The 26,081-nt window shown below is 58.8% G+C and carries 25 protein-coding genes and 3 tRNA genes; 10 read left to right on the forward strand and 18 right to left on the reverse strand.

Features of this window, described 5'->3' with window-relative positions; all coding sequences use genetic code 11:
• Window positions 1-62 precede the first annotated feature (62 nt).
• Window positions 63-722, forward strand: coding sequence for a DUF1638 domain-containing protein (locus FIU92_RS08210; RefSeq protein ID WP_152458106.1), 660 nt, complete (start codon window positions 63-65; stop codon window positions 720-722).
• Between the two features lie 2 nt (window positions 723-724).
• Here FIU92_RS08210 and FIU92_RS08215 read toward each other — a convergent pair whose 3' ends face one another.
• Complete coding sequence (locus tag FIU92_RS08215; protein WP_152458107.1) at window positions 725-1,135, reverse strand: SufE family protein; 411 nt, start codon at window positions 1,133-1,135, stop codon at window positions 725-727.
• Between the two features lie 139 nt (window positions 1,136-1,274).
• On the opposite strand from FIU92_RS08215, the gene FIU92_RS08220 reads away from it, so the two are divergent.
• Entirely contained in the window at window positions 1,275-1,805 is a 531-nt protein-coding gene (locus tag FIU92_RS08220) for a hypothetical protein (RefSeq protein WP_152458108.1), read from the forward strand.
• 6 nt (window positions 1,806-1,811) lie between these two features.
• On the opposite strand, the gene rnd is transcribed toward FIU92_RS08220, so the two are convergent.
• The 3 genes from rnd to purM form a co-directional block, all read right to left on the reverse strand.
• Window positions 1,812-2,969: a ribonuclease D gene (rnd, locus tag FIU92_RS08225; RefSeq protein WP_152458109.1), complete on the reverse strand. Its 1,158-nt coding sequence runs from the start codon at window positions 2,967-2,969 to the stop codon at window positions 1,812-1,814.
• A 114-nt stretch (window positions 2,970-3,083) separates the two neighbouring features.
• Entirely contained in the window at window positions 3,084-3,680 is a 597-nt protein-coding gene (gene purN, locus FIU92_RS08230) for a phosphoribosylglycinamide formyltransferase (protein WP_152458110.1), read from the reverse strand.
• Complete coding sequence (gene purM / locus FIU92_RS08235; protein WP_152458111.1) at window positions 3,677-4,723, reverse strand: phosphoribosylformylglycinamidine cyclo-ligase; 1,047 nt, start codon at window positions 4,721-4,723, stop codon at window positions 3,677-3,679. The genes purN and purM overlap by 4 nt, the downstream gene beginning before the upstream one ends.
• A gap of 106 nt (window positions 4,724-4,829) precedes the next feature.
• Between purM and FIU92_RS08240 the strand changes: the two genes are divergently transcribed.
• Window positions 4,830-4,906: transfer RNA gene (locus tag FIU92_RS08240), tRNA-Ile, on the forward strand.
• A gap of 53 nt (window positions 4,907-4,959) precedes the next feature.
• Here the strand turns inward: FIU92_RS08240 and FIU92_RS08245 are convergent.
• The gene (locus FIU92_RS08245; RefSeq protein WP_152458112.1) at window positions 4,960-5,517 is read right to left on the reverse strand and encodes a hypothetical protein; all 558 of its coding nucleotides are present in this window, start codon (window positions 5,515-5,517) and stop codon (window positions 4,960-4,962) included.
• A 98-nt stretch (window positions 5,518-5,615) separates the two neighbouring features.
• Complete coding sequence (locus FIU92_RS08250; RefSeq protein WP_152458113.1) at window positions 5,616-6,935, reverse strand: ATP-binding protein; 1,320 nt, start codon at window positions 6,933-6,935, stop codon at window positions 5,616-5,618.
• Between the two features lie 44 nt (window positions 6,936-6,979).
• Between FIU92_RS08250 and FIU92_RS08255 the strand changes: the two genes are divergently transcribed.
• From FIU92_RS08255 to FIU92_RS08265, 3 genes are all read left to right on the forward strand, one after another.
• Window positions 6,980-7,894, forward strand: coding sequence for an MBL fold metallo-hydrolase (locus FIU92_RS08255; protein ID WP_152458114.1), 915 nt, complete (start codon window positions 6,980-6,982; stop codon window positions 7,892-7,894).
• 76 nt (window positions 7,895-7,970) lie between these two features.
• Window positions 7,971-8,045, forward strand: a tRNA-Asn gene (locus FIU92_RS08260).
• Window positions 8,046-8,173: 128 nt separating this feature from the next.
• A tRNA-Asn gene (locus FIU92_RS08265) sits at window positions 8,174-8,248 on the forward strand.
• Window positions 8,249-8,269: 21 nt separating this feature from the next.
• Here the strand turns inward: FIU92_RS08265 and FIU92_RS08270 are convergent.
• The 4 genes from FIU92_RS08270 to zwf form a co-directional block, all read right to left on the reverse strand.
• On the reverse strand, window positions 8,270-9,889 hold the full coding sequence (locus FIU92_RS08270) for a long-chain-fatty-acid--CoA ligase (RefSeq protein WP_152459862.1): 1,620 nt from the start codon (window positions 9,887-9,889) through the stop codon (window positions 8,270-8,272).
• A 186-nt stretch (window positions 9,890-10,075) separates the two neighbouring features.
• Window positions 10,076-11,680, reverse strand: a complete 1,605-nt coding sequence (gene pgi, locus FIU92_RS08275) for a glucose-6-phosphate isomerase (protein ID WP_152458115.1) — start codon at window positions 11,678-11,680, stop codon at window positions 10,076-10,078.
• Between the two features lie 4 nt (window positions 11,681-11,684).
• Window positions 11,685-12,356, reverse strand: a complete 672-nt coding sequence (gene pgl / locus FIU92_RS08280) for a 6-phosphogluconolactonase (RefSeq protein WP_152458116.1) — start codon at window positions 12,354-12,356, stop codon at window positions 11,685-11,687.
• On the reverse strand, window positions 12,353-13,807 hold the full coding sequence (zwf, locus tag FIU92_RS08285) for a glucose-6-phosphate dehydrogenase (RefSeq protein WP_152458117.1): 1,455 nt from the start codon (window positions 13,805-13,807) through the stop codon (window positions 12,353-12,355). Before zwf ends, pgl begins: the two co-directional genes overlap by 4 nt.
• Window positions 13,808-13,970: 163 nt before the next feature.
• Here zwf and FIU92_RS08290 point away from each other — a divergent pair, with 163 nt between their 5' ends.
• A complete protein-coding gene (locus FIU92_RS08290) occupies window positions 13,971-14,924 on the forward strand; it encodes a radical SAM protein (RefSeq protein WP_152458118.1) in 954 nt (317 codons plus the stop codon).
• Here the strand turns inward: FIU92_RS08290 and FIU92_RS08295 are convergent, their stop codons facing one another.
• Both FIU92_RS08295 and FIU92_RS08300 read right to left on the reverse strand, forming a co-directional pair.
• Entirely contained in the window at window positions 14,925-15,587 is a 663-nt protein-coding gene (locus tag FIU92_RS08295; RefSeq protein WP_216646569.1) for a hypothetical protein, read from the reverse strand. It abuts the gene before it with no gap.
• A 99-nt stretch (window positions 15,588-15,686) separates the two neighbouring features.
• Window positions 15,687-15,956: an usg protein gene (locus FIU92_RS08300; protein ID WP_152458119.1), complete on the reverse strand. Its 270-nt coding sequence runs from the start codon at window positions 15,954-15,956 to the stop codon at window positions 15,687-15,689.
• 193 nt (window positions 15,957-16,149) lie between these two features.
• Between FIU92_RS08300 and gyrA the strand changes: the two genes are divergently transcribed.
• Entirely contained in the window at window positions 16,150-18,876 is a 2,727-nt protein-coding gene (gene gyrA, locus FIU92_RS08305) for a DNA gyrase subunit A (protein WP_152458120.1), read from the forward strand.
• Between the two features lie 131 nt (window positions 18,877-19,007).
• Window positions 19,008-19,670, forward strand: coding sequence for a hemolysin III family protein (locus tag FIU92_RS08310; protein WP_152458121.1), 663 nt, complete (start codon window positions 19,008-19,010; stop codon window positions 19,668-19,670).
• A 127-nt stretch (window positions 19,671-19,797) separates the two neighbouring features.
• Here FIU92_RS08310 and FIU92_RS23130 read toward each other — a convergent pair whose 3' ends face one another.
• The 5 genes from FIU92_RS23130 to FIU92_RS08330 all read right to left on the reverse strand — a co-directional run bounded on the left by FIU92_RS23130 (window position 19,798) and on the right by FIU92_RS08330 (window position 24,058).
• Window positions 19,798-19,929, reverse strand: coding sequence for a hypothetical protein (locus tag FIU92_RS23130; protein WP_256367497.1), 132 nt, complete (start codon window positions 19,927-19,929; stop codon window positions 19,798-19,800).
• A gap of 62 nt (window positions 19,930-19,991) precedes the next feature.
• Window positions 19,992-20,252: a hypothetical protein gene (locus tag FIU92_RS08315; protein ID WP_216646571.1), complete on the reverse strand. Its 261-nt coding sequence runs from the start codon at window positions 20,250-20,252 to the stop codon at window positions 19,992-19,994.
• A gap of 383 nt (window positions 20,253-20,635) precedes the next feature.
• Window positions 20,636-22,105 (reverse strand): carboxypeptidase M32, encoded by a 1,470-nt coding sequence (locus FIU92_RS08320; protein WP_152458123.1) that lies wholly within the window; start codon window positions 22,103-22,105, stop codon window positions 20,636-20,638.
• 1 nt (window position 22,106) lies between these two features.
• On the reverse strand, window positions 22,107-23,255 hold the full coding sequence (gene ctaA, locus FIU92_RS08325; protein WP_152458124.1) for a heme A synthase: 1,149 nt from the start codon (window positions 23,253-23,255) through the stop codon (window positions 22,107-22,109).
• A gap of 59 nt (window positions 23,256-23,314) precedes the next feature.
• Window positions 23,315-24,058: an RNA methyltransferase gene (locus tag FIU92_RS08330; RefSeq protein WP_152458125.1), complete on the reverse strand. Its 744-nt coding sequence runs from the start codon at window positions 24,056-24,058 to the stop codon at window positions 23,315-23,317.
• Between the two features lie 155 nt (window positions 24,059-24,213).
• On the opposite strand from FIU92_RS08330, the gene FIU92_RS08335 reads away from it, so the two are divergent.
• Complete coding sequence (locus FIU92_RS08335) at window positions 24,214-24,834, forward strand: thiamine phosphate synthase (RefSeq protein ID WP_152458126.1); 621 nt, start codon at window positions 24,214-24,216, stop codon at window positions 24,832-24,834.
• On the opposite strand, the gene FIU92_RS08340 is transcribed toward FIU92_RS08335, so the two are convergent.
• Window positions 24,831-25,973, reverse strand: a complete 1,143-nt coding sequence (locus FIU92_RS08340; protein ID WP_152458127.1) for a HupE/UreJ family protein — start codon at window positions 25,971-25,973, stop codon at window positions 24,831-24,833. The genes FIU92_RS08335 and FIU92_RS08340 overlap by 4 nt on opposite strands.
• Between the last annotated feature and the right edge of the window lie 108 nt (window positions 25,974-26,081).

The raw sequence follows: 26,081 nt of genomic DNA on the forward strand, positions 1-26,081 counted from the left end.
CGGGGCTTGCCCAACGGCCTCAATCATCCTCCTATGGCAAAAGCCCCGGAGGATGCCAAGCGATGTCAAACGAATCCCTGCCAGATGATGCAAGCCTGACCTCGAAGGGCTATGAAGATACAGGCAAGGGAAGCATCCTGTTGATTGCCTGCGGCGCTCTTGCACGCGAAATACTGGATATCAAAACACGGAATGGCTGGGATCACATGGCTCTGACCTGCCTGCCTGCGATCCTGCACGTTCACCCGGAACGGATCACCCAGGCCGTGGAAGACGCCGTGGCCAAGCATCAAGGCGATTTTGACAAGATCTACATCGTTTACGCCGATTGCGGCACCGGGGGTCTGCTTCAGGCCGCCTGCGAAAAACTTGGGGTCGAAATGGTGAAGGGGCCCCATTGCTATTCCTTCTTCGAAGGAAATCAGGCCTTTCAGGACCGCGGAGAAGACGAAACAACCGCGTTCTATCTGACAGATTTCCTGGCCCGGCAATTCGACGCCTTTGTCTGGAAACCACTGGGCCTGGACCGCCACCCGGAACTGCGTGACATGTATTTCGGCAATTACACCAAACTTGTCTATCAGGCCCAGATCGACAGCCCAGAGCTGACGGAACGCGCGCGCGAATGCGCAGACCGGATGGGGCTTGAATTCGAACGCCGGTTCACCGGTTACGGCGATCTGGAAAACACGCTGTCGGACTGGGCAAACCGCCCAAGATGAGGTCAGACGTTTTCCTGTGCGACCTGCCGGATGCGTTCGATCATCGACCGCAGGCCGTTTGAGCGCTGAGCGGACAGGTGGTCGTTCAGGCCAAGGCGTGCCAGTTCCGCCCCCGCATCGACTTTGGGAACTTCGGCCACGGGCAAACCGTTGTACAAAGACCGAAGAACAGCGATCAGGCCACGTACGATCAGTGCATCGCTGTCACCATCGAACTTGAAGACGCCGGATTCAATCATCGGGTGCAGCCAGACCTGGCTGGCGCATCCATGGACTTTTGTCGCCGGAACCTTGAATGCGTCGTCCAGCGGCTCCATCGCCTTGCCCTGCTCGATGACATGGCGGTACCGGTCTTCCCAATCCTCGAGAAACTCGAAATCCTCGACAATCTCTTCAAAGGCGGGCGTGGCCATGATGCGGTGATCCTTTGGTTGCATTCACAATTGTGACCTAAGCCGGTGACCCGCCACTGTCCAGCCCCCGCGGTGGCTTTTCAACGCGAAGAAATTGCGCTAACCCATTGCCTGAACTCGTGTGAAAGTCTGTGGGTCCATGCAAAAATCTCTGTCCGTTCTCATCATCGCCACGCTGACCCTGACTGCATGCAGCAGCTGGCGTGACTCTCGGGTGAACCCTTCAAACTGGTTCGGATCCAGCAGATCTGTCGAAGCCGAAACACCGCCCGACCCAAATGCCGCCGACGCACTGGTTCCGAAGCAAGGCGGAGGAACCGGCCTGTTTTCCCGCCCCGATGCCGAAGACACCAGCATTCCAATTGGTCAGATCGACGAGTTGCGCATCGACCCAACCCCCACCGGCGCGATCATCTATGCGTCTGGCACGGCTGTCCGACAGGGGGCATTCAACGCGCGTCTGGTTCCTGTTGAAAAGGAAGAAAACCAGAAGAACGGAACTTTGGAATTCGTGTTCCGTGTGAACTACCCCAGCTATGAGACGCCGCAAGGGTCGGAACGTACCCGGATGGTATCGGACGCCATCAATGTCTCGAAGCAGGAACTGGAAGGTATTCGGCTGGTCCGCGTGGTCGGACAACAGAACGCATTGGAATCACGGCGCCGGTAAGCGCCGTTACAGGGACACGACCTTGACCGACTGCCCTTTGGCCGCCAGGGCAATCTTTCCTTCGCACAACTTGAGAGCATCCTCGCCAAAGACTTCGAACCGCCATCCCGACAAGGCTGGAACATCCCGCTCGCCGGCCGCAATCTGATCCAGGTCCGAACTTGTGGCGATCAATTTCGCCGCCACACCTGAACTTTCGGTTTTGGACTTTAGCAGAACCCTCAGCAGGTCAGCCAGCGCCGGATTGACCTTGAGCTTGTCGCGCGAAGTGTCGACCTTGGGCAATTTGTCGGGCGGGCAATTCACGCCACGCTTGACCGCTGCCAGAATACCTTCGGCGATCGCCCCTTTGCGGGCTTCGCGCAGCAACAGGCGGGATCCGCCCAAATCCGAATGTGTTTTGGGTTTGGTCGATGCCAGCTCGATCAGCGCGTCGTCTTTGAATACGCGGTTCCGGGGCACGTTGTTTTCCTGCGCATAGGATTCGCGAAACTGCGCCAATTCCCGCACCACAGCCAGAAACTTGGCCGAGTTCGTGCGCGTCTTTACCCGCTTCCATGCGTCTTCAGGCCGGATGTCATAAGTGGCAGGCTGTGTCAGCGTCCGCAGTTCTTCGGCAACCCAGTGGCTGCGCTGCGTCTTTTCAAGTTCTGCGGCCAGACGCTCGTAGATCCCGCGCAAATGGGTCACATCTGCAAGAGCATAGTTTTTCTGAGCATCGGTCAGCGGGCGCCGGGACCAGTCGGTGAACCGAGAGGTCTTGTCGACGCCCTGCTTGCAGATTTTCCGAACCAGAGTTTCATAGCCAACCTGTTCGCCAAAGCCACACACCATCGCTGCGACCTGTGTGTCAAACAGCGGCTTGGGAAACACGCCGGCTTCGACCCAGAAGATCTCAAGGTCCTGGCGGGCGGCATGGAACACCTTGACCACGCTTTCATTCCGGAAAAGATCGTAAAGCGGGTCAAGCGACAAACCATCGGCAAGCGGATCGACCAGAACCGCGCTGTCTTCATCCTCGGACGGGACAGCCAATTGCACCAAGCACAGCTTGGAGTAATACGTCCGCTCGCGCAGAAATTCGGTGTCGACCGTGATATAGGGATAGCCTTCGGCGGCCTTGCAGAAATCGGCCAGCTCTTGCGTCGTCGTCAGGGTTTTCATGCGCCGTACTAGTATCGCTCTTGTTTTTGTGCCTGCCCGTTTTTGTCCTCGTCCCGAGCGTTGTCGACGACCATAGGCCGATTATTGCACGGGTGTAAATCACCCACAGAGCGTTCACGGCAACAGGACGGGGGACCTGTTGCCTTCTGCAAAGCGCCGCAGCACTTCGGGGTAGAGTTTGTGTTCCCACACCAGCACCCGCGCAGCCAGCGATTCCGGTGTATCATCGGCTTGGATCGGCACCCGTGCCTGACCCAGAATCGGGCCGTCATCCAGTGCCGCCGTCACCTCATGCACCGAGCAGCCGTGTTCGGAATCTCCGGCTTGAATCGCGCGGGCATGGGTGTTTAACCCTTTGTATTTTGGCAATAATGAAGGGTGGATATTCAGCATTCGTCCTTGAAACTGAGACACGAAATCCGCTGTCAGAACCCGCATGAAGCCAGCCAGACAGACAATGTCGGGTTGCGCCTCTTGCAGGGGTTTCAAAAGCTCGGCTTCAAAGGCGCTGCGGTCCCCCTTGAAAGGGCGATGATCAACCACTGCGGTCGGAATGCCACGGTCCGCAGCTTTTTTCAGCCCGCCTGCCTGCGCATCATTGGACAGCACCAAACAGGGCCGCGCCGGATGATCTTTGGTCATGCTGTCAACAAGCGACACCATGTTCGACCCGCCCCCGGAGATCAGGATCGCGACGCGCTTCTGGCTCACAGCAGTTTGCCCGAATAGGCAACGCCGGGCGTTTCCGTGACGGCACCGATCCGAGCGACGATTTCACCGGCATCTGCCAGCAGGGCTGACAGCTCATCCGCCTTGTCCGCGGCGCACACGACAATAAGGCCGATGCCGCAATTGAAGGTCTTGAGCATTTCCGCCTCAACGATACTGCCGGTCTTCGCCATCCAGCCGAAGACAGGGGGCAGTTGCCAGCTGCCCAGATCGATCCGGGCCCCCAGCCCTTGGGGCAGCACGCGCGGAAGATTTTCGGTCAACCCGCCGCCGGTGATATGCGCCAGCGCGTGAACACCACCCGCACGAACCGCAGCCAAAGCCGGTTTTACGTAAAGGCGTGTGGGCGTCAGAAGTGCCTCACCCAAGTTGCCCTCTCCGAAGGGCGACGGCGAATCCCAGCCCAGACCGGACAGTTCGACCAGCTTGCGCACAAGCGAATAGCCGTTGGAATGCACCCCGTTCGAGGCCAGACCCAAAAGGACGTCACCGGCTTGAACGCCCGCGGGCAGATCTGCGCCGCGTTCCATCGCACCGACCGCAAACCCGGCCAGATCAAAATCGCCATCGGGATACATTCCCGGCATCTCGGCGGTTTCACCACCGATCAGGGCACAGCCAGACTGCGCACAGCCTTCGGCAATCCCTTCGATGATCCGCGCCGCCGTATCGGTATCCAGCCTGCCGGTCGCGAAATAATCGAGGAAGAACAGCGGCTCGGCCCCCTGACAGATCAGGTCATTCACGCACATGGCCACCAGATCGACGCCGACCCCGTCCACGACGCCGGTATCAATCGCAATCCGCAGCTTGGTGCCCACGCCATCCGTCGCACCGACCAGGATCGGGTCCTGGTATCCGGCAGCCTTCAGATCGAACAGCGCGCCAAATCCACCCAGGCCGCTCATCACACCGGGGCGGTTGGTCCGCTTGGCGGCGGGTTTGATCCGATCGACCAGGGCGTTGCCCGCGTCGATATCAACACCTGCATCGGCATAGGTGATTCCGTTTTTACCCGCTGTCATGTCCGGTCCCTCAAGAAAGCTTTGCGGGCGGGTTAGTCGATTGTGGCGTTTGTTGCAACGGTCAGGCTTGACGCGGCTGTTCACCGTGATACCCAAGCGCCTAGGCGGGCCTGTAGCTCAATTGGTTAGAGCAGAGCGCTCATAACGCTTTGGTTGGGGGTTCGAGTCCCTCCGGGCCTACCATTTCGCCGAAACATCCGAGTGGGTTGTTGCCGTCTGGACGTTGATGCGCTGGCTTATCCGTCCGAATCTTCGAACCCAAAATAGGCGTCGAGCTCCTCTTGGGTTACTTGCCATTCATAGGAATAGCCGTCGCGCCCACCAAAGCTGTAATCCTCGTGACTGCCGGACAGGCTCGGATCTTGATGCACCGCCTCCAAATAGGTCTCGAATTCATCAGGATCGACCCAGAACGACGCATCCATGATCATCATGTAGTAATCATAGGCAAGAGGCTCATCGAACTTGCCGAAGTCATTCTGCAAATAGTCCAGCATTTCAGCGCAAAATATCGCCATATTGGCACGCACCTGAACCGGAAGAGGTGCCAGATCCTCGTCGCCTTCCACCACGTCCTGCTGCGACGCATGCCACAACTCGGATGCCAACGGCTCGATCAGGTCGGACCGCAACCATTTCAGACATGTATCGCCTGCCCCGATAAAACCGGTCAGGCGTTCCACCCGCCTTTCATCGGTTTCGTCATACCACTGCCAAAGAGGCAGCAAGGCCGCAAGTGTCGCGCACCCGACAAACCCCTTTTCGGCCAATTTCACGAATCCTGCGATAACCATCCTATGCGCCCCCAAAAAAGCAAAAAACTATGGGGACAGGATGCCATGGCCAGACAAATTAACAAAATTGAACCCCATGCGCAGACATAAAAGGGGGTCTATCGCCCGATAATAATGTCCGCGCAGAGCCCTCCGAGACGTTCACTTTTCGACAGACGCAAAGCGCCACCATGCGCACGCGCGACATCCGCCACAATCGCAAGACCAAGGCCAACGCCACTGCCCTGATTCTGATTGCGAGCCGGGTCGAGCCGCGTGAAAGGCTTTACCGCCTCTGTACGTTGGTCCGCAGGTATACCGGGGCCGTCATCCTCAACGCGGATACGCATCGATTTCGCGTTCAGAAACAAGCTGAGCTCGGCCCGGCTTCCATAACGCATGGCATTTCCAATCAGGTTTTCCACCGCCCGGCGTACAGCCATGGGGCGTATCATGACCGTCCCCTGCCCTTCGACCGCGATCAGCTCTGCCTGATGACCGGCCCGTTTTGCATCATCCACGATCTGGCGGAGAAATTCATCCGGCTGGACCTCTTCCGCCGATCCCTCGGCAGCCCCACGCGAAAAATCCAGAAACGCATCCAGCAAGGACTGCATTTCCGTGACATCCTTTTGCAACGGTGCGGCCTCGTCTTCCGGCAACATCGACAGTCCAAGCTTCAAACGTGTCAACGGGGTCCGCAGATCGTGGCTGACACCCGACAGCATCAACGTCCGTTGTTCGATCTGGCGTTCGATCCGGGACCGCATATCCAGAAACGCATTTCCCGCCGCGCGCACCTCGATAGCACCACCGGGTGAATACGGAACGATTCGCCCCCGCCCGAAGGCCTGCGCCGCATCAGCGAGGCGCGTAATGGGACGCAATTGATTCCGCATGTAAAGAAACGAGATCGTCGTCATGATGACCGCAAAGAACACCATGGTGACGATCAATTGATGCGGGGCCGCGGGCGACAACCTGCGCCGATCGAACGTCAATTGCAGCAGTCCCAGATGGGTCTTCAGATAAACCCGCGCCTCTTTGCTGCTGGGTAAAGCCACGGCGTCAAGATTGGGCAACCTGGCATACAGTTCGGATTCGACCTGCGGTGCGATGAAATCGTACCATCGCCGCGCGCCAATCTCAGGCTGTTCGTTGACGCCCAGAAACCTGGCCTTCATCTCAAGGGCCTGCAAATCGGGACGAATCGACGCCAGCGCCTGTTGTTGCGTTTCCGCGCCCTCGATCATTGTTGAAATCAGCATCACCTCGCGGGATGCCGCGCGCGTCATCTGGCCGGTGACATCCTCAAGATGCTTTTGAAGGAACGCGATTCCCACGACCAGCAACAGCACGATCACAGGTAAAACCAGGATCAGCGCTGCCCGGGCGTAAAGACTGCGAGGCATATAGGGTTTGAGCCAGTGCGAAGACATGCGCTAAACCTAACGGGCTGCCCGGACAAGAGAAAGAGCATAGAATGCAGGCACCAGATGTTTTCGATCCGCCCGTCGGCCAGCCAGAGGAACTGCATCCGGGTTTGCGGCGTATTCTGGCCCCGAATCCCTCTCCGATGACCTATTGCGGTACCAACACGTATCTGCTGGGTGAACGCGACATTGCCGTCATCGATCCAGGCCCCGCAAGCGAGGCACATCTGGGCGCAATTCTGGATTCCTTGGCGCCGGGTCAAAGGATCAGCCATATCATTGTCACACATACGCATGTGGACCATTCACCCTTGGCGGCTCCGCTGGCGGCGCGCACAGGGGCGACGATTTATGCTTATGGCGGGCCCGAGGCAGGACGCAGCGCCGTCATGACCGATCTTGCAGCGCAGGGACTGACCGGCGGCGGCGAAGGCATCGACACCACGTTTCGCCCTGATGTCGAAGTGGCGGATGGTGAAACCATCAATGGCGACGGGTGGCAGCTTGAGGTCATTCACACACCGGGCCATCTGGGCAATCACATTGCTCTGGCCTGGCAGAACATCTGTTTCACGGCGGATCATGTTATGGGGTGGGCCAGCTCGTTGGTGTCCCCTCCGGATGGTGATCTGACCGACTTCATGACTGCCTGCCATCGGCTGCGCGCGCGCGACTGGTCGGTTTTCCACGCCGGCCATGGCGCACCGATCACCAGCCCTGCCGAACGTTTGGACTGGCTGATTGCACATCGCCAGACCCGCGAGGCCCAGATTCTGAGCGCATTGGAAGAAAAAGACGGGACAGCGCGGCATCTGGCCGAGCGCATCTATACGGATACGCCAGCGGCATTGCTGCCCGCGGCCGAGCGCAACGTCTTTGCTCATCTCGTTGATCTGACTGGGAAAAAAAAAGTGGGGCCCATTGGCCCCCTGTCAGTTTCATCTGTTTTTCGGCGGGTTCGCTAAAACTGAAAAAATTTTTGATGGTTCTCGTACTTAACCTCTGGACGTCCGGAATCGGGGTTGCTATACGCGCCTCAGTTCCGGCGTAGCTCAGCGGTAGAGCAGTTGACTGTTAATCAATTGGTCGTAGGTTCGATCCCTACCGCCGGAGCCAAAATCCCCCCTTCGTTCAGACCTGCATTGCCGTCAAAAATCACATCGATTCGTGCCGGTTTTTTTCGTCGAAAAACACACGCACCCTCTGGACGTCGGGAAACCGGATTGCTATACGGCGCGAACCGTTCCGGCGTAGCTCAGCGGTAGAGCAGTTGACTGTTAATCAATTGGTCGTAGGTTCGATCCCTACCGCCGGAGCCAATTCCCAAAAACGCAGCAGACCTAGCCTGTCAGGGCGTCGCCGAACTCGGCCCGAAGCTTGCGTTTCAATACCTTTCCGGTCGCGCTCAGCGGCAATGCGTCGACAAAGACAACCTTGTCCGGGATCTGCCACTTGGCGATTTTGCCTTCGAAAAAGGCAAGCAAATCCTCTTCGCTGGGCTCTTCACCATCGGCTTTCACGGCAACCAGCAAGGGGCGTTCATCCCATTTCGGATGCGGAACACCAACCACGGCGGCCGTTGCAAGCTGGGGGTGGGCCACGGCGATGTTTTCAAGCTCGACCGAACTGATCCATTCCCCACCGGATTTGATGATGTCCTTGGATCTGTCGCGAATGGTCATGTAGCCATCCGGGTCCAAAGTGGCCACATCCCCGGTAGCGAACCAGCCATCCTGCAAAAGTTCCTGATCCTGCAACTGGAAGTAGCTGTCCAGTACCCAGTGACCCCGCACCATCAAATCGCCCTGGGTTTCGCCGTCATGCGGCAGATCATTCCCATCTTCGTCCACGATTTTCAATTCGACCCCAAAGGGTGGTCTGCCCTGACTCAGGCGGATCTTGTGCTGGTCTTCCGGCGGCAGCTTCAGATGTTTGGCCAATGGATAATTCGTCGTGCCCAGCGGGCTCATCTCGCTCATGCCCCAGGCGTGGACCGTGTCAACGCCATAGGTTTCGCGGAACGTTTCGATCATCGACGGAGGGCACGCGGCGCCGCCGATAACCGTGCGTTCAAGGCTTTTGAGTTCGGTTCCGCATGCCGCAGCATAGGCCAGCAAGCCCTGCCAGATGGTCGGCACGCCCATGGCCAAGGTCACGCCATAGGTGTCGATCAGATTGACCAGCGCCTCGCCGTGCAAATCCGGCCCAGGCAACACAAGCCGCGATCCCGACATGGCGCAGGCGTAGGGCGACCCCCAGGCGTTGACATGGAACATCGGCACAACCGGCATGACAACATCCATCGCTGAATACCCGATCACATCCCGTGTGTTCGATGCAAAGCTGTGCAGCAGTGTTGACCGATGGGAATACAACACGCCCTTTGGGTTGCCCGTGGTTCCCGACGTATAGCACAGACCGCAGGCCGTCTTTTCATCCAGGTCGGGCCATTGGAAACCTGCATCCCCGGTCTCCAGCAACTCGTCATAGAATTTCAGATCAGGAACCTGAGCCGCAGCCTCTTCATTGCGAGGCCCCATGAGGACAAAATGCCGAACTTCGGACAGGGCATCATGCAAGGCAGCCACCAGCGTTACAAAAGTCGCATCAAAGAACAGAACCCTGTCCTGGGCATGGTTGATGATAAAGGTCAGCTGCTCGGGGAACAGGCGGGGATTGACCGTGTGACAGACATAGCCCGCGCCCGACGTGGCAAAATAGATCTCGAGATGCCGCCGATTGTTCCAGGCCAGTGTCCCGATCCTGTCCTGCGGTTCCAGCCCCAGATTGGTCAAGGCCGACGCCATCCGTCGGGCATTCACCGCAATCTCGGACCAGTTGGTTTCAGTGACCGTTCCATCCGTTTCAACCGAAACAATCTCGGTCTGACCGTGATAGCGGTCTGCGTGATCGATCAGCGACGAAACCAGCAAGGGCTGCGTCATCATCTGTCCTAGCATGGACATCCTCCCGTCCTTGGCGAGACCTTGGATGGCCTCTGCCTCGTCCATCTGGCATTGACGGCTTGGGGCGTGACCCGATGCGTCAATACAGTCGTTTCCTACGGAGGAACCCTGCCAATCATTTAATTGTCTGACAATAAAAGAATGCAGCCCAACACGGCCGTGGGCGGCATTTTTTCGCTCTTAGTTTCGGTGTTTCAGCGCGTAGGCGACCAATGCGGCGGTTGATCCGTCCTTACCGTCAGCACTGGCGACACCATCCACGACAGGTCCAAGCGAGTTGGCAAGCTCTTTGCCCAATTCCACACCCCACTGATCAAAGGAATTGATGCCCAGCAGAACACCTTCAACGAACACACGATGTTCGTACAGCGCGATAATCTGCCCCAGAACGAACGGCGTAAGCTTCGGATAGATCAGCGTTGTGGAAGGGCGGTTGCCCGGAAACACGCGGTGTCGCGCCTGCCGATCAAGTTCGTCGCCATCAAGGCCTTTTTCTGCCATGAGTTCACGGGCTTCATCCAAAGACCGGCCACGCATCAAAGCCTCTGACTGGGCCAGACAGTTGGCCAAAAGCAGGCGGTGATGGTGGGTCAACTCGGGTTCGTGCCCTTCGGCGGCGACCATGAATTCGCAGGGAATGACATCCGTCCCCTGATGGATGAGCTGATAGAACGCATGCTGGCCATTGGTACCCGGCTCACCCCAGACCACCGGCCCGGAGGGGACAGCCAGCGAAGACCCGTCCATCGCGACAGATTTGCCATTCGATTCCATTTCCAACTGCTGGAAATAGGCTGGCAGGCGCAGCAAACGCTGATCATAGGGCAGCACAGCGCGGCTGGTACAACCCAGAACCTGACGGTGCCAGATGCCGACCAGCGCCAGCATCACAGGCATGTTTTCCACCCAATCCGCCGAGCGGAAATGCAGATCCATCGCCTGCCCGCCCCGCAGAAACGCATCAAATGCATTTGAACCGACGGCAATCATGACCGGCAATCCGACCGGCCCCCAGACCGAATAACGCCCGCCCACCCAATCGGCGAAACCGAATACATGCGCCTCGGGGATGCCGAAAGCCTGCGTCTTGTCCAGCGCGCTGGATACGGCGGCAAACTGGCGGGACGGATCCCCTCCGCCCTCGGACATCCAGGCGCGGGCCGTGCGCGCATTGGTCATCGTTTCGATCGTGGTGAATGTCTTGGACGCGACAATCACAAGCGTACGTGCCGGATCCAACGGGCGTAGCGTGTCCGCGATATGGGCCCCATCCACGTTCGAGACGTAATGCACCCGCGGGCCATCGTGATAAGGGGCCAGTGCGTGCGTGGCCATCACCGGGCCAAGGTCGGACCCCCCGATGCCGATATTCACCACATCGGTGAAACTGCCCCCTGCCCCCGCAATGGCGCCGCCGCGCACTTCCTCGGCAAAGACACGCATCCGATGCAGCGTGTCCAGAACCCCGGGCATGACGTCCTGACCGTCCACGTCAACCGGCCCACCATCAAGGTTGCGCAGGGCGGTGTGCAGCACTGCGCGCCCTTCGGTTTCGTTGATCTTCTTCCCGGCAAACATGGCGTCGCGCCGCGTCGCAAGCCCGGCATCTTCGCACAATTGCAACAACGCAGCGCGCACGTCTTCATCGATCTGCGTTTTTGAATAATCGAACAGCAAATCCCCGGTCGAGGCTGAAAACGACCCGGCCCGGGTTGCATCCTTTGCAAACAGGTCGACGATACGGCGGTCAGCTGCTGCGAGCGCCTTCAAAGCATCCAAATGCATTGCCTCACTCCGCCCAATGAACCGTCATGCCACTGAGGACCGCAGCGATCGGTGCCTCTTCCGGTGGCATCGACATGGCTTTGTCCAAAACGTCTCGTTTTGCCTGACCGTAGATGATCAGATGTTTCGACAAGGCCCCGTCCAGAACAGGGGCCGTCAAAGAAATCCGGGGCTCTGGCTGCACATCGGTCCGGGCGACGATCAAGGTCGGCGCCTGGCTGTCGAGGGCCTTGTCCAGCCCGTCCATTCCCGGGAACAACGAGGCCGTGTGCATGTCTTCCCCCATCCCGAGGACAAGAACCGACAAAGGCAGCACCGGCGCGATCAGCGATTCAATTTCCGGCAACGCCGCTTCAGGCTCTGCGCCCGGAACATAAAGTGGAAGATACTGCGCCACGGATGCCCGGTTTGTCAGCAGTCTTTCCCGGATCAGACGTTCGTTCGAACGTTCGTGATCAGCCGGCACGCAGCGTTCGTCCGTAGGCAGAACACGCACACGGTCCCACTCGAGATCGGCGGCACACAGGCTGTCAAAAACCGGCCCCGGCGTTGTCCCACCGGGGACGGCCAATGCAACGGTGTCATTGTGCAACAAAGCGGCCTCAAGCTCACCAGCCAACGCGTTTGCCACATCGATGGCCAACATTTCCCGGTCGGCATATTCCTGAATGTTCATGGCTTTATTCCCTGCCAGCGGCGACCGTCACGTTTCATCAGCAGCTCGGCGTCGCCCGGCCCTGTGCTGCCGCTGTCATAAGGTTTCGGCACGTCCCCGCGCGCCAGCCATCCGGCGATGATCGGATCGGTCCAGGCCCAGGCGGCCTCGACCTCGTCCCCACGCATGAACAGCGTCTGGTTGCCCCGTATCACGTCCATGATAAGGCGTTCGTAAGCATCTGGCGGGTCTTGATTCTCGGGCCCCAGCGCTTCGGCGAAGCTCATGTCCAATGGCACGTCGATCAGCCGCATCCCGCCTGGTCCCGGCTCCTTGATCGTCACTTTCAGCGTGATCCCTTCGTTGGGTTGCAACCGGATCGACAACGCATTGGCGTGACGCCCGGCCTCTTCCCCGAAAATCGAATGCGGCGCGTCCTTGAACATCACATTGATAATCGACGAGCGCGCCACCAGCCGTTTGCCCGTGCGCAGGTAAAACGGCGTGCCCGCCCATCGCCAATTGCTGACATGCGCCTTCAGCGCCACATAGCTTTCAGTGGTCGAGCGTGGATTGCCGACACATTCGCGGTATCCCGCCCCCTCCGGCCCTGCCGAAAACTGGCCGCGCACGATGTGATGCGGTTCCACCGGATCAAGCGCCCGGATCACCTTGAGCTTTTCATCCCGCACCGCGTCCGGATCGAACTTCGCCGGGGGTTCCATCGCAATCAGGCACAGCAGCTGCATCAGGTGATTTTGCACCATGTCCCGCATCGCGCCGGCGCGTTCATAATATTCTTCGCGCCCATCGATACCGACGGTTTCGGCAACGGTGATCTGGATATGGTCGACATACTGGCTGTTCCACAGCGGTTCGAACAGCATATTGCCAAACCGTACGGCCATCAGGTTCTGAACGGTTTCCTTGCCCAGGTAATGATCGATTCGGTAGATCTGGCTTTCATCAAAATGCGCAGCCAGTGTGGCATTCAGCTCTCGCGCGCTGCCCAAATCATGCCCGAACGGCTTTTCCACCACGATGCGCGTATCTTCGGTCGCCAGATCATAGGCCCGGACCCGCTCGGCCAAGGGGCCGAACAGGCTGGGACCGACCGAGAAATAGAACGCGCGCACGCGGTTGGGTGACAGTTTTTCACCCAGCAGGTCCCATCCTTCGGCTGAAACTGCATCCAGCGGGACATAGTCGACCCGTTGTAGAAAACGAGACACTCTCTGGGACTCCGAAGCGCGGACCGCAGCATGCCGGTGCAGCGATTCTGCGACCATCTGTCGGAAATCTTCCGCGGAATGGCCCGCCCGCGCTGCTGCGATAATCCTGGCATCCTCGTGCCATTGCCCGGCGCAAAACCGACGGTAAAGCGCGGGCAGAATCTTACGCTGCGCCAGATCGCCGGTACCGCCGAAAATGATCAGATCAAAGGGATCAACAGGTATGACGCGTGAAACCATGAATTGTCCTTACCCCGCCCCTTCCGGCATGTCCAATGTTAGCGCAACCATTCGGCAAAAAAACACTCTGTTCAAAACTCTGTCAGAACCGCTGCGTCACCCTTACCAAATCCGCGACAAAGGGCTAGATCGGATTGATGACCTTTAAGAACCGGATGCGGGAATGAAAGACAACGCCCCACAGCTCGCCAATATCGGCAAGTTTCAAAACAAATCGGTGACAGCTGACGGCCAGACCCGCGCAAAGGTTTCCCTGACACGGCCCGAGACCCTTTGGTTCAATACGGGCACTTTGTGCAATATCGAATGCGTGAACTGCTATATCGCCAGCAGCCCGACCAATGACGCTTTGGTTTACATCACCGCTGACGAGGTCCGGAACTACCTGGATCAGATCGAAGCCCGCAACTGGCCCGTGCACGAGATCGGGTTCACGGGCGGTGAGCCGTTCATGAACCCGCAAATGATCGACATGACGCGCGCCGCGCTGGAACGAGGGTACAAGGTTCTGATCCTGACCAACGCAATGGCGCCGATGATGCGCCGCAAAATGCGCGAAGGGTTGCTGGGGTTGCAAAAGGAATTCAACCACATGTTGACTCTGCGCATTTCGGTCGATCACTTCCGCCCGGCCCTGCACGATGAAGAACGCGGCGACGGCAGTTTCGACAAAACCCTGACCGGTATGGAATGGTTGCGCGACCACGGTTTCAACATGGCCATCGCCGGGCGTACGGTCTGGGGGGAGTCAGACGCGGAAAGCCGTGCTGGCTATGCCAGGTTCTTTGCCAGGCACGGATTTGATATTGACCCGCAGAACCCGGCTCAGACCGTTCTGTTTCCCGAAATGGACGAAACTGTCGAGGTTCCAGAAATCACCACCGCGTGCTGGGGAATTCTTGACAAATCCCCCAACGACGTCATGTGCGCCAGCGCCCGTATGGTGGTCAAACGCAAGGGGGCCGAAAAACCTGCTGTCCTGGCCTGCACCCTGCTGCCCTATGAGCCCGAGTTCGAGATGGGTCATACCCTGGCCGAGGCCGAGGCGGACGTGCATCTGAACCACCCTCATTGCGCCAAATTCTGCGTTTTGGGCGGGGCCAGCTGTTCTGGCTGATCAGTTCAGCTCGGGCGATTTCCAGAACTTGGTGCCAGACGCGCCGGCCGATACGCGCCAGCCCTTTTTGTTGAGAACAAAGAACGAGCGGCCATCAGTAAAACGCAGGGTTTCGCCCGTTTTGTCCTCGCCATACATGGCCCCCGTTTCTGCGGTCGCGTCATAGCCTTGGTTTATGAACTTATCCAGATCAGCGGGAGTTTCGAACAGGATCACGAATTTGGTCTCGAACCCACCGATGCCGATGGCGCCGCCAACCCCGCCCGTTCCCATGTTCATGTATGTGTGTTGCCCGGTGTCTTTCGACACCGCCACGCCCCGGCCATAGCCCGCCGAAACAGGAAATACTGTAACCTTACGAGAGTCGAACACCGCATACCCGGCACTGACGTCATAAAGTGGCCGCGCATCGGGGTTTTCCGTCAAAAGCTGATCCAAAATCTCGCCTGCCATCGCGTCGAGCTTTGCGCGCGTCTCTTCAGGTGTTGCCTCATTGGACAGCAGCTCCGAAGTGGATGTGATCGTATCGTCAACCGCTTCGGCACCTTTGTCGATCGTCTTCCCGACGCTTTCGGCGCCCTTTTTGATCTTGTCCAGAACACCCTCGGCAAAAACGGGGCTGGTCATGCAAAGCGCTGCAACAAAGAGAACGGCTCTGATCATTGTTTTTTCCTGTGACGCCATCAGATTGGCAGTCACCATACGCGACTTGCCTCAAATGAGAACAGGAATTCCGACGCACAGGCGGACCTGGACGATCACTCAGTTCACGCGAAACTCGCCAACCATGTTGCGCCACTCGCCCGGTGCGATCATCTTGCGGTGCGTGAATTTCACGGAATGCAGCGGCCCTTCTATTTCTCGTTGCCAAAACTCGATGAATTCGAAGAGTTTCGGATGATCCGGCGCAAGGTCATATTCCTGCCAGATGAAGGTATTCAGGACGTGGACGTAATCGGGCATGTGATAGAAAAATTCGGCCGTTGTCAGGCCATAGCCCTTGAGCATCAATTCGGTTTCACTTGTCTTCATGCAGACCTCCGGTTTGTTGCACGGTATTCTCAGGCTAGCACGAAAACCCCCTAATACTTAGATAACAATATGTTACTTGGGTGTTACCGAGGATTCGAACCTTGGGGAGCGCTGCTTGCTTGCACCTTATGTGCCGGGTCTGATAAGGTGCATCCACAAGATATAGACCCAGCACAAAATACGGGCAGTTTACGTGAGCGATACGCCAGAAATCCCCGAAAACATGGATGAAACCCCGCCCGAGCGCCCTGTCTATGACGGCCCGACGGTCTCGATCGAATCCGAGATGCGCACGTCCTATCTGGACTATGCGATGTCGGTCATCGTCAGCCGCGCGATCCCCGATCTGCGCGACGGTTTGAAACCGGTGCATCGGCGCATCCTCTATGCGATGCACGAGACCGGTAATACCCATGACAAGGCCTATCGCAAATCGGCCCGTCCGGTGGGTGACGTGATGGGTAAGTATCACCCCCACGGCGACAGCGCGATCTATGATGCGCTGGTGCGGATGGCGCAGGATTTTTCGATGTCGCTGCCACTGCTGGATGGTCAGGGCAACTTCGGCTCGATGGACGGCGACAACCCGGCGGCCATGCGTTACACCGAAGTGCGGATGGACAAGCCCGCCGCCGCCCTACTGGCGGATATCGAGAAAGAGACGGTCGATTTCCAGGACAACTACGACGGCAAAGACAAGGAACCCACCGTCCTGCCCGCGCGGTTCCCCAACATGCTGGTCAACGGCGCCGGCGGTATCGCGGTGGGCATGGCCACCAACATCCCGCCGCACAACCTGGGCGAAGTGGTTAACGCGACGCTGGCCCTGATCGACGACCCGGACCTGACGTCCGAGCAACTGATCGAATACGTCCCCGGCCCTGATTTCCCCACCGGCGGCGTGATGCTGGGCCGTTCCGGCGCGCGCAAGGCGTATCTGGAGGGCCGCGGCAGCGTCATCATCCGCGCCAAGACCCGCGTTGAAGAGCTGCGCAAGGATCGCTATGCCATCATCGTGGACGAGATCCCCTATCAGGTGAACAAGGCCTCGATGATCGAGAAGATCGCCGAAGCGGTGCGCGAAAAGCGCATCGAAGGCGTCAGCCACGTTCAGGACGAATCCGACCGCAACGGCGTGCGGGTGGTGGTCGAGCTGAAGCGCGACGCAACGCCCGAGGTGGTGCTGAACCAACTGTACCGCTTTACGCCGATGCAAACCTCGTTCGGCTGCAACATGCTGGCGCTGAACGGCGGCCGCCCCGAGCAGCTGACTCTGCGCCGTTTCCTGACCAGCTTCATCGATTTCCGCGAAGATGTGGTCGCCCGCCGCACCGCCTTTGACCTGCGCAAGGCGCGGGAACGCAGCCATATCCTGTGCGGTCTGGCCGTGGCGGTCTCGAACGTGGACGAGGTCGTGGCCACGATCCGGTCTTCGGCCGACGCGGCCGAGGCGCGCGAAAAGCTTATGACCCGGCGCTGGCCGGCCGCGGACATCGCGGATTATCTGCGCCTGATCGACGATCCGCTGTCCAAGATGAACGACGACGGGACCTATAACCTGACCGAGGTTCAGGCCCGCGCCATCCTTGACCTGCGCCTGCAACGCCTGACGCAACTGGGCGTCAAAGAGGTCACGGACGAACTGGAAGACCTGGCCGCAAAGATCAAGGAATACCTGGATATCCTGTCCTCGCGCGAACGCATAATGGGCATCATCGCTGATGAACTGCGCAGCGTCCGCGAACAATTCGCGGTACCGCGCCGCACCGAGATCGTCGACTGGTCGGGTGACATGGAAGACGAGGACCTGATCGAGCGCGAAGACATGGTCGTGACCGTGACTTCGGGCGGCTATATCAAGCGCACGCCGCTGGCCGATTTCCGCGCGCAAAAGCGGGGTGGCAAGGGGCTGTCGGGCATGCAGACCAAGGAAGAGGACGTGGTCACCACCCTCTTCGTGGCCAATACGCACACCCAGCTTCTGTTCTTCACCACCGACGGGATGGTCTACAAGCTCAAGACCTGGCGCCTGCCCCAGTCGGGGCGCACCGGCAAGGGCAAGGCGATCGTCAACATCCTGCCGATTCCCACCGGCGTTTCCATTGCGGCGATCATGCCGGTCGATGTGCCGGATGAAGAATGGGAAAACCTTCAGATCGTCTTCGCCACCAGCGCCGGCGACGTGCGCCGCAACGCGCTGAGCGACTTCACCAACGTCAAGCGCAACGGCAAGATCGCGATGGACCTGCCCGAGGGCGTGGAACTGGTCAACGCGCGTATCTGCTCGGACGATGACGATGTGATGCTGGTCACCAATTCCGGCCGGGCGATCCGTTTCTCCACAACTGACGTGCGGGTGTTCAAGGGGCGCAAATCGACCGGCGTGCGGGGCATCCGGCTGAACGCGGGCGACCGCGTGGTCTCGATGTCGGTGATCCGTCATTTCGAGGCCACCCCGGACGAGCGCGCCGCCTATCTGAAAATGCGCCGCCTGATGGCCGGCGTGACCGACGATACCGAAGCCGACGAGGATGGCGGCAATGCCGACAGCATCCTGCCGCAGGAACGCTATGCCGAGATGTCGGCGGCCGAGAACCTGATCCTGACCATCACGGCCAAGGGGTCCGGCAAGCTCAGCTCGTCGCATGACTATCCGGTGCGCGGCCGTGGTGGCATGGGCGTGATGGCGATGGACAAGGCGATGCGGGGCGGCCCGCTGGTGGCCTCGTTCCCGGTCGAAATCGACGATCAGATCATGCTGGCCACCTCCAAGGGACAGTCGATCCGGGTTCCGGTCGACGGCATCTCGTTCCGGTCCCGCAGCGCCGGAGGGGTCAAGGTGTTCAACACTGGCAAGGGCGAAGAGGTCGTCAGCGTCGCCCGGATCGCCGATCAGGGTGATGAGGAAACCGAAGAATAATCCTCACGCTAAATTACGGATATGAAACAAAACGCTCGCTCTGCGGGCGTTTTGTCATTCTGGATCACGATATCGATAGCTCTCGGGATGATCCGCTTGCCCGAAGCCATTCTGACGCCTAGCTTTTTCATATGTGGTCTTTTGCACATATCCGACCAGCTTACAGCCGCACAGAACGTATCAGCGACGGGGTGGTCCATGTGCTCGGTGTCTCGAGCGCGTTGATTGCGGTTCCCCTGCTGATCACGATGACCATCAATTACCGGTATGATCAATCTGCGGTACTGGGCGCGTCGGTTTACGGGGTGACGTTGATACTCATGCTGACGTTTTCTGCGTTGTACAACATGATTGAAAGCGAGGAATGGCGCGGGTTTCTGCAACGCCTCGATCATTCCGGCATCTACGTCAAGATCGCAGGGACCTATACCCCATTTCTACTGTTGTCCGGTGCTCAGCCTCCTGGGCTGTTGCTCGGGTTGTGGTCCTCGGCAACGCTTGGGTCAGTTCTCAAGATGTTAGACCCAAACCGGTTCCGTTGGTTCGGGCTTGCGCTTTACCTTTTGATGGGTTGGGCAGCCGTCTGGGCCGGGCAATCCATGTTGGCAGATCTGTCCCCCACAATCGTCACACTGATGATTTCCGGTGGGCTCGTGTATACGATCGGTGTCGCCTTCTACCTGCTGGATTGGCTGCCGTTCCACAATACGATCTGGCACGTATTTGTGTTGGTCGGCAGCGTTTTGTTCTTTGCAGCCGTCGCGACCCGGATTGAACTGGTGCCAGTGGTTTAGGTCAATCTGTGCATGTTTGTTCGGCAAGTGTTTGGGCAGAATGAAAGGACGCGCCACCCAAAATCAGCGTTCAGTGTGAAATCAAAAAACAATCTGACTTTCATATATCGCAGTCTCCACTCGATCTTCACGTGATCGGATTTGTGCTCGCAGCACTCTGGTCCAAAGCATTCACCGCTTCAAACCAGTCGAGCATCACATCGCTCCAGCCATTTGGAACGCCATGCCCGATTTCATATCCGATAACCGAACTTTTCAAACCGGCCTCACAGTTCCTAGGAATGCGCTGATCATAGCCTTCTTGCTCAAAAAAACTTGGTCCTATTGAAAACTCGCAGAAGCCCTGAACTTTAGCGTGGCTTCCACGGCGCCTATAAATCCTGGATCAGACCAATCAGAACCGGGCATGGCGAAGGAAGTACCGCTGTTGTCGTAGCCATGGCGGCAATACATGTCGAAATCTGTTGATGCGCACTTTTCCGGTTCGCCGCGGGAATGGCCGGTGGTTACGATCTGTGCCAGATCAATGGGGAATCGTGCCAACACCTCCTCAGGCGTATTTGGCAATGAATTCAGAAACATCGCGCCTATCGTGAGAGTCACTCCAAACCCAGCCTGTGCCCCGGCCATTCTGGTGCTCAATTTCCAGCGTGGTCGGAACGACGCTGGCCTACCGGCGTTCAAGTACCGGTGTGACAGGAAACACACTCTGAAGCACCCGTTGCGCCGTTCCGCGAGATCCATGAAGAAAAATCACGGTTGAACATGGTCATTCGCCCTTCGGACGTAAGACATTGGGTTGTCACCCAGAAACCATACATGAAATACCCGCGCGCCCGAATTCCTGTGCTTGTTACAGTTGTGAAAACGTTTTGCACGACGCGCTGGTTTGAGTATTCAAGCCAAAGCCAATGTTGCAACGCAAATGGCAAGAAACCTTACCAATCGGCTACCGATTCATGACGTCACAGCCCGTACAATCCGCTGAACTTCTGTTCTAGATAGTCCAGCAAAGGTTCGGGCCCCGGCTCTACTCCACTCGCCCTCTGGATAATCTCGCGTGGGGCATAAAGCCCGCCATGTTGCTGAACGTGTTCACGCAGCCAAGCGGTTGCGCCTGTTGTGTCACCTTCTGCCAGTTGCTCATCCAGTTCAGGAACTGCGCCGCGCAGTGCCTGATACAGACATCCTGCATAGACATTGCCCAGCGAATAGGTCGGGAAGTAACCGAACAGTCCAACCGACCAGTGCACATCCTGCAAACAGCCGTTCGACGGTTTGTCGACCGCATAACCGAAGTCGGCCTTGAACCGGTCATTCCACGCCGCTTCCAGCTCGCTGACCTGCAAGTCCCCGGCCATCAAAGCGCGCTCTAGATCGAACCGAAGCATGATGTGCAGATTGTATTGCACTTCATCGGCTTCGGTGCGGATATAGCCGTTATGAACCCGGTTGACGGTAGCGTAGAAAGCATCTGCATCGGCAATTCCGAAATCGCCGAATGCGTCTTTCATCTGATCGAACAACCATCCCGTAAACGCACGCGAACGGCCAAGCTGGTTTTCATAGATCCGGCTTTGGCTTTCATGCACACCCATGGACACGCCGCGCCCCAGCGGCGTCAGCAGGTAGTCGCGGTCGATCCCCTGTTCGTAAGCCGCGTGGCCGACCTCGTGAATGGTGGAATAAAAGCAGTTGAACGGGTCCGTTTCGCTGGTTCGCGTGGTGATGCGCACATCCAGACCCGAGCCCGAACTGAACGGGTGAACCGCCTTGTCGACACGGCCGTTGTTGAGGTCATAGCCGAAGGCGACCGCCAGTTTTTGCGTAAGCCGCATTTGGGTCAGCTCGTCAAAGCTTCCGGTCAGCGCGGCAGGTTCCGGGCGTTCCAGAACAGCCGCACGCAAGGCCACAAGACGTGGGCGCATCTCATCGAAAATGGCCGCGATCTGAGCGCCGGTTGTATAGGGTTCATAATCCTCGACCATGGCGTCATAGACGTCTCCGCCCTGTGCCAGCGCCTCGCCTTCCTGACGCTTCAGCGATACGACCTCTTCCAGCACAGGAAGGAAGGCCGAGACATCTTCGTCCTCGCGCGCCTGTGCCCATGTTCCCTGCGCGGCGGACGTGGTCCGGGCAATCGCCGTGGCCAGATCAGCGGGCACCTTGACCGCCCGATCATAGGCGCGCCGGATTTCCCGCAGCTGCGCCTTTCCGACTTCATCCTGAGGCGCGGCCTGATCCAGCCACTCTGCCACGCGCGGATCCGATCGGCGCGCGTGCAGGACGGCCTCGATCGCCGCCATTTCCTCGGCGCGTTGAGGCGCGGCCCCGCGCGGCATGACGGTTTCCTGATCCCAACCCAATCGTCCGGCGATCTGGCCCAATGCCGATGTTTCGCGCTGAAAAGCCATCAGTTCGTCGAAAGCGGTCATGTTATTTTACTCCGCGCACAGATGTTGCGATTGGATAAGCAGTCAGGAACCGCGCGCGCAGGATCAGGGTCCAGACGACGACGGCCATGAACTGGTGGAAGATGGCGATCTGCCACGGTGCTCCGTAGACGACGGTCACAATGCCGACGACAACTTGCAACGACAGGGCCGCGAAAGCCGCATTAAAAGCGAAGCGTGTCTGAGGATGTGCGCTGGCGCTGCCGCGGCGCCAGACGACAATAGCAAAGATGAACAACAGGTAACCTGCGCAGCGGTGAACAAACTGCACAAGCCCCGGGCTTTCGAAGAAATTGCGCCACATCGGCTCCAACGCGCTGGCGTCCGGCGGCAGCAGCTGCCCGCCGATCAGCGGCCAGTCGGTATAAGACCGACCAGCGTCGATCCCGGCGACAAGCGCGCCAATGAGTATTTGCAAAAAGGCGAAATGCATCAGGCCGGTGGACAACGAGAACAGTTTCGCTTCCTTCATGCGACGCGCCTGCATCAGGTCACGTTCTTCCCGGCCAAGCTCGAAAATATACCACGCGAGGAACCCGAGAATGACGAATGCCAGTCCCAGATGGGTGGCCAGGCGATAGCTGGCGACGGCGGTCATCCCCTCGCCCTGCGTCACACCCGATGCGACCATCCACCAGCCGACAGCACCCTGCACACCGCCCAGAAGGCCGGGGATCAGCAGCTTGCCGGTCCAACCCGTGGGTATCTTGCGGGCCACGAGGAAGCCCAGGAAACCGATGGCCCAGACCAGCCCGATCACGCGGCCCAGTTGGCGATGCCCCCATTCCCACCAATAGATGGTTTTGAAGTCGCTCAGCTGCATCCACTGGTTCTGAATGCGCCACTGGTCAATCTGCTTGTACTTGTCGAACTCGGCCTGCCAGTCTGCCTCGCTCAACGGTGGAACGGCTCCGGTGATTGGGCGCCATTCAGTAATCGACAGCCCGCTGTCAGTCAGCCGCGTCAGACCGCCGACAGCGATCATCACCACGACCAAAGCGAACAGGATCATCAGCCAGGCACGGATTGCCTTGCGCGCACCGCCACGCCCCCGGTCGATCATACCGGGTTGAACAGCCTGTTGTTTTTCGGTGTCCGAGACCTCTTCGAAGATGCTGCGCTTACCGCTCATGCTGTCCTCATGTCCTGATTTCGTCGCAAGCTAGGGTGTGGCGGAAGATAGGTCCAGCCTCAGCCTTTGTCTTTCCAGCGGACCATCTGCCGCATGATCCCGTGCAGCATCTGCACGTCGGCCCGCGTCATCCGCATCCGCGACCACAGGTTGCGCAGGTTGATCTTCATGCCCTCGGCCTTTTCGGGGGGGTAAAAGAACCCGGCCTCTTCCAGCCGGTCCTCGTAGTGCTCGACCAGTTTTTCGACTTCGATCCCCGTGGCCCAGTCGCCCTTGCCCAGATCGGTGGATTCATGCACCACGTCGCCGGTCTGGCGCATCCACTCGTAAGCGGTCAGCAAAACGCATTGGCCCAGGTTCAGCGACGCGTATTCCGGGTTCACGGGCACCGAGATGATTGCGTTTGCCTTGGCGATATCTTCGTTCTCCAACCCTGCGCGTTCGGGGCCGAACAGAACCGCAACCTTTTCACCCGCCGCGACCTGTTCGGCGGCGATCTGCATGGCGCGCTCGGGGCTGTAGACGGGTTTCGTCAGGCCGCGCTGCCGTGCAGTGGTGGCGAAGACAAAGGTGCTGTCGGCCAGCGATCCGGCCAGATCGTCAAACAGCTGCGCTTCGTCCAGCAACCGGCCCGCACCGCTGGACATGGCCACTGCCTTGGGGTTTGGCCAGCCGTCGCGAGGCGCCACGATGCGCATCCGGTCCAGCCCAAAGTTCCACATCGCCCGGGCCGCGGCACCGATATTCTCACCCATCTGCGGGCGAACAAGCACGAAGGAAGGCTGGGATTTGTCGCTGGGCATGGTTCACCTTATGAAAACTTGGCCTGCTGTAATCGGCAGGCTCTTGCAGGGCAAGGCGCTGGGGCTGGAATTTGCATGGTCTCAGCCATAAAAGTTTGCTTCCCCGCCGCAATCCGCTAAACCGCGCCAAAGACCAAAAGCCGAAGGACGCGCCCATGGACACCCCCGAGCAGCCGCAGATTTACCTGATCACGCCTCCGACCATCGAGCTGAGCACGTTCCCCGCCAAACTGGCAACGGTTCTGGACGGGGCCGAGATCGCCTGCATCCGCCTGGCGCTGGCTGGCAACGACGAAGACAGCATCGCCCGTGCTGCTGATGCCTGCCGCGAGGTTGCCCACGCCCGCGACGTGGCCATCGTTATCTCGAACCACGTGCTACTGGCGCAACGTCTGGGGCTGGACGGGGTGCACCTGGATGACGGCGCACGTTCGGTCCGTGCCGCGCGCAAGGAGCTGGGCGCGGACGCGATCGTCGGAAGCTTCTGCGGCGCGTCCAGCCACGACGGCATGACGGCGGGTGAACATGGCGCGGATTATGTGGCCTTCGGCCCCGTGGGCACCGCCACGTTGGGCGACGGAACCCGCGCCGAAAAGGATCTGTTCCAATGGTGGTCCGAGATGATCGAAGTCCCGGTCGTGGCCGAAGGCGGCCTGACGCCCGAACTGATCGGTGATCTGGCCCCCTGCACCGATTTCTTCGGCATCGGGGACGAGATCTGGGGCGATGACGACCCGCTGGGTGCGCTGAACAGGCTGCTGGCGGCAATGCCTTAAGTCAGCAACCAGGGTTCAGCCATCCAATATACGCCGATCCCGGCGATCAGCATCGAGGCCAGAACCGAAATCCGGCCTCGTTTTCTGTGTGACCCGCCTGCAACTAAAAGCGCGCAGGCAAAGGCCACAACAGCCACAAAGACGACAGGCAGTAGATTTCCGACACCAAACCCCAAAACAGCCGGGGCCAGATGATCGGGCGGCACCCCGATCTTTGTCAAATCCGAAGCCAGTGCCAATCCGTAAACACAGCCTGCGGCAAGCACGGCCAGCAGGCGCCAGACCTGCAAGCGCCGGGCCACCAGGTTCCATAACGCCAGAATGATGATCGAAGCCACCAAGGCCTGATCCTGCAAGCTTTCCGGCAGGTCCAGCACACCGTACATGTCCAACCCGAGCCCGACAAAAACCCCTGCTGCCAAAAACGCCACCTGAGACATCACAGGCCGCAGGCTCAGCGTCAGCATCACGAGCGTCAGAACAACGATGGTTGGCTTGAGGGGGCTTTGAACAAACCGGCTGATCCCCTGTGCCAAAAACGTCTGCAATGTCTGCTCGGTCGTCAACGACGCCCCGCCCCGCAACGGGATCAACGGGCTGATTTCTCCGGCCGCCAGAAAGCCTGTATACGGGGCCACAACCTTTTGCTGGCGAAGCACGACCGCCCCGCCGTGCAGTGGCCAAGCCAGGCGCAGGTTCGAGGCCTGATCCGACAAAGGAGCGGTCAACAACAATTTGGAAACACGCACTTTTTCCACATCCCCCACAACGGGAATGCGCACACCTTCATAAGACAGGTCCAGGCGTTCAGGCGCTTCGACCACAAGGTTCTGCTTCCAGACCTGAACGAAATTTCTGATCTGCGGTTCCAGTTCCGATGACACCATTCGCCGCAGAGATCGGTACTTTGAATTGCCGGAATAAGCGTCGGGTTGTGTCGGATCGGTACCGACCAGCATGGCCTCGGCGTTCAGTTTCACCTCAAGAAACAGAGTGTCATCCTTGACCCAGAAATCAATGACCGTCGGCGGGGCCGTTTGCGCCTTTACGGAACCCGGATGCAAGGTCAGAAGAACGATAAAACTAAGGGCGCAGGTATTGAGGGCTCGGAGGATGGCACGGAAGACAGGGCCATTCATACGAAACGCTCCAACAGGAAAATATAATCACCAATCATTGCTTTTGATTGTTCCCGCGAAGACCACGGATCGCAAGCCCAAAGGCGATATCGACCCAGGCCGGTCGGG

Origin of the sequence: Ruegeria sp. THAF33 (assembly GCF_009363615.1) — a bacterium.
Classification (GTDB): domain Bacteria; phylum Pseudomonadota; class Alphaproteobacteria; order Rhodobacterales; family Rhodobacteraceae; genus Ruegeria.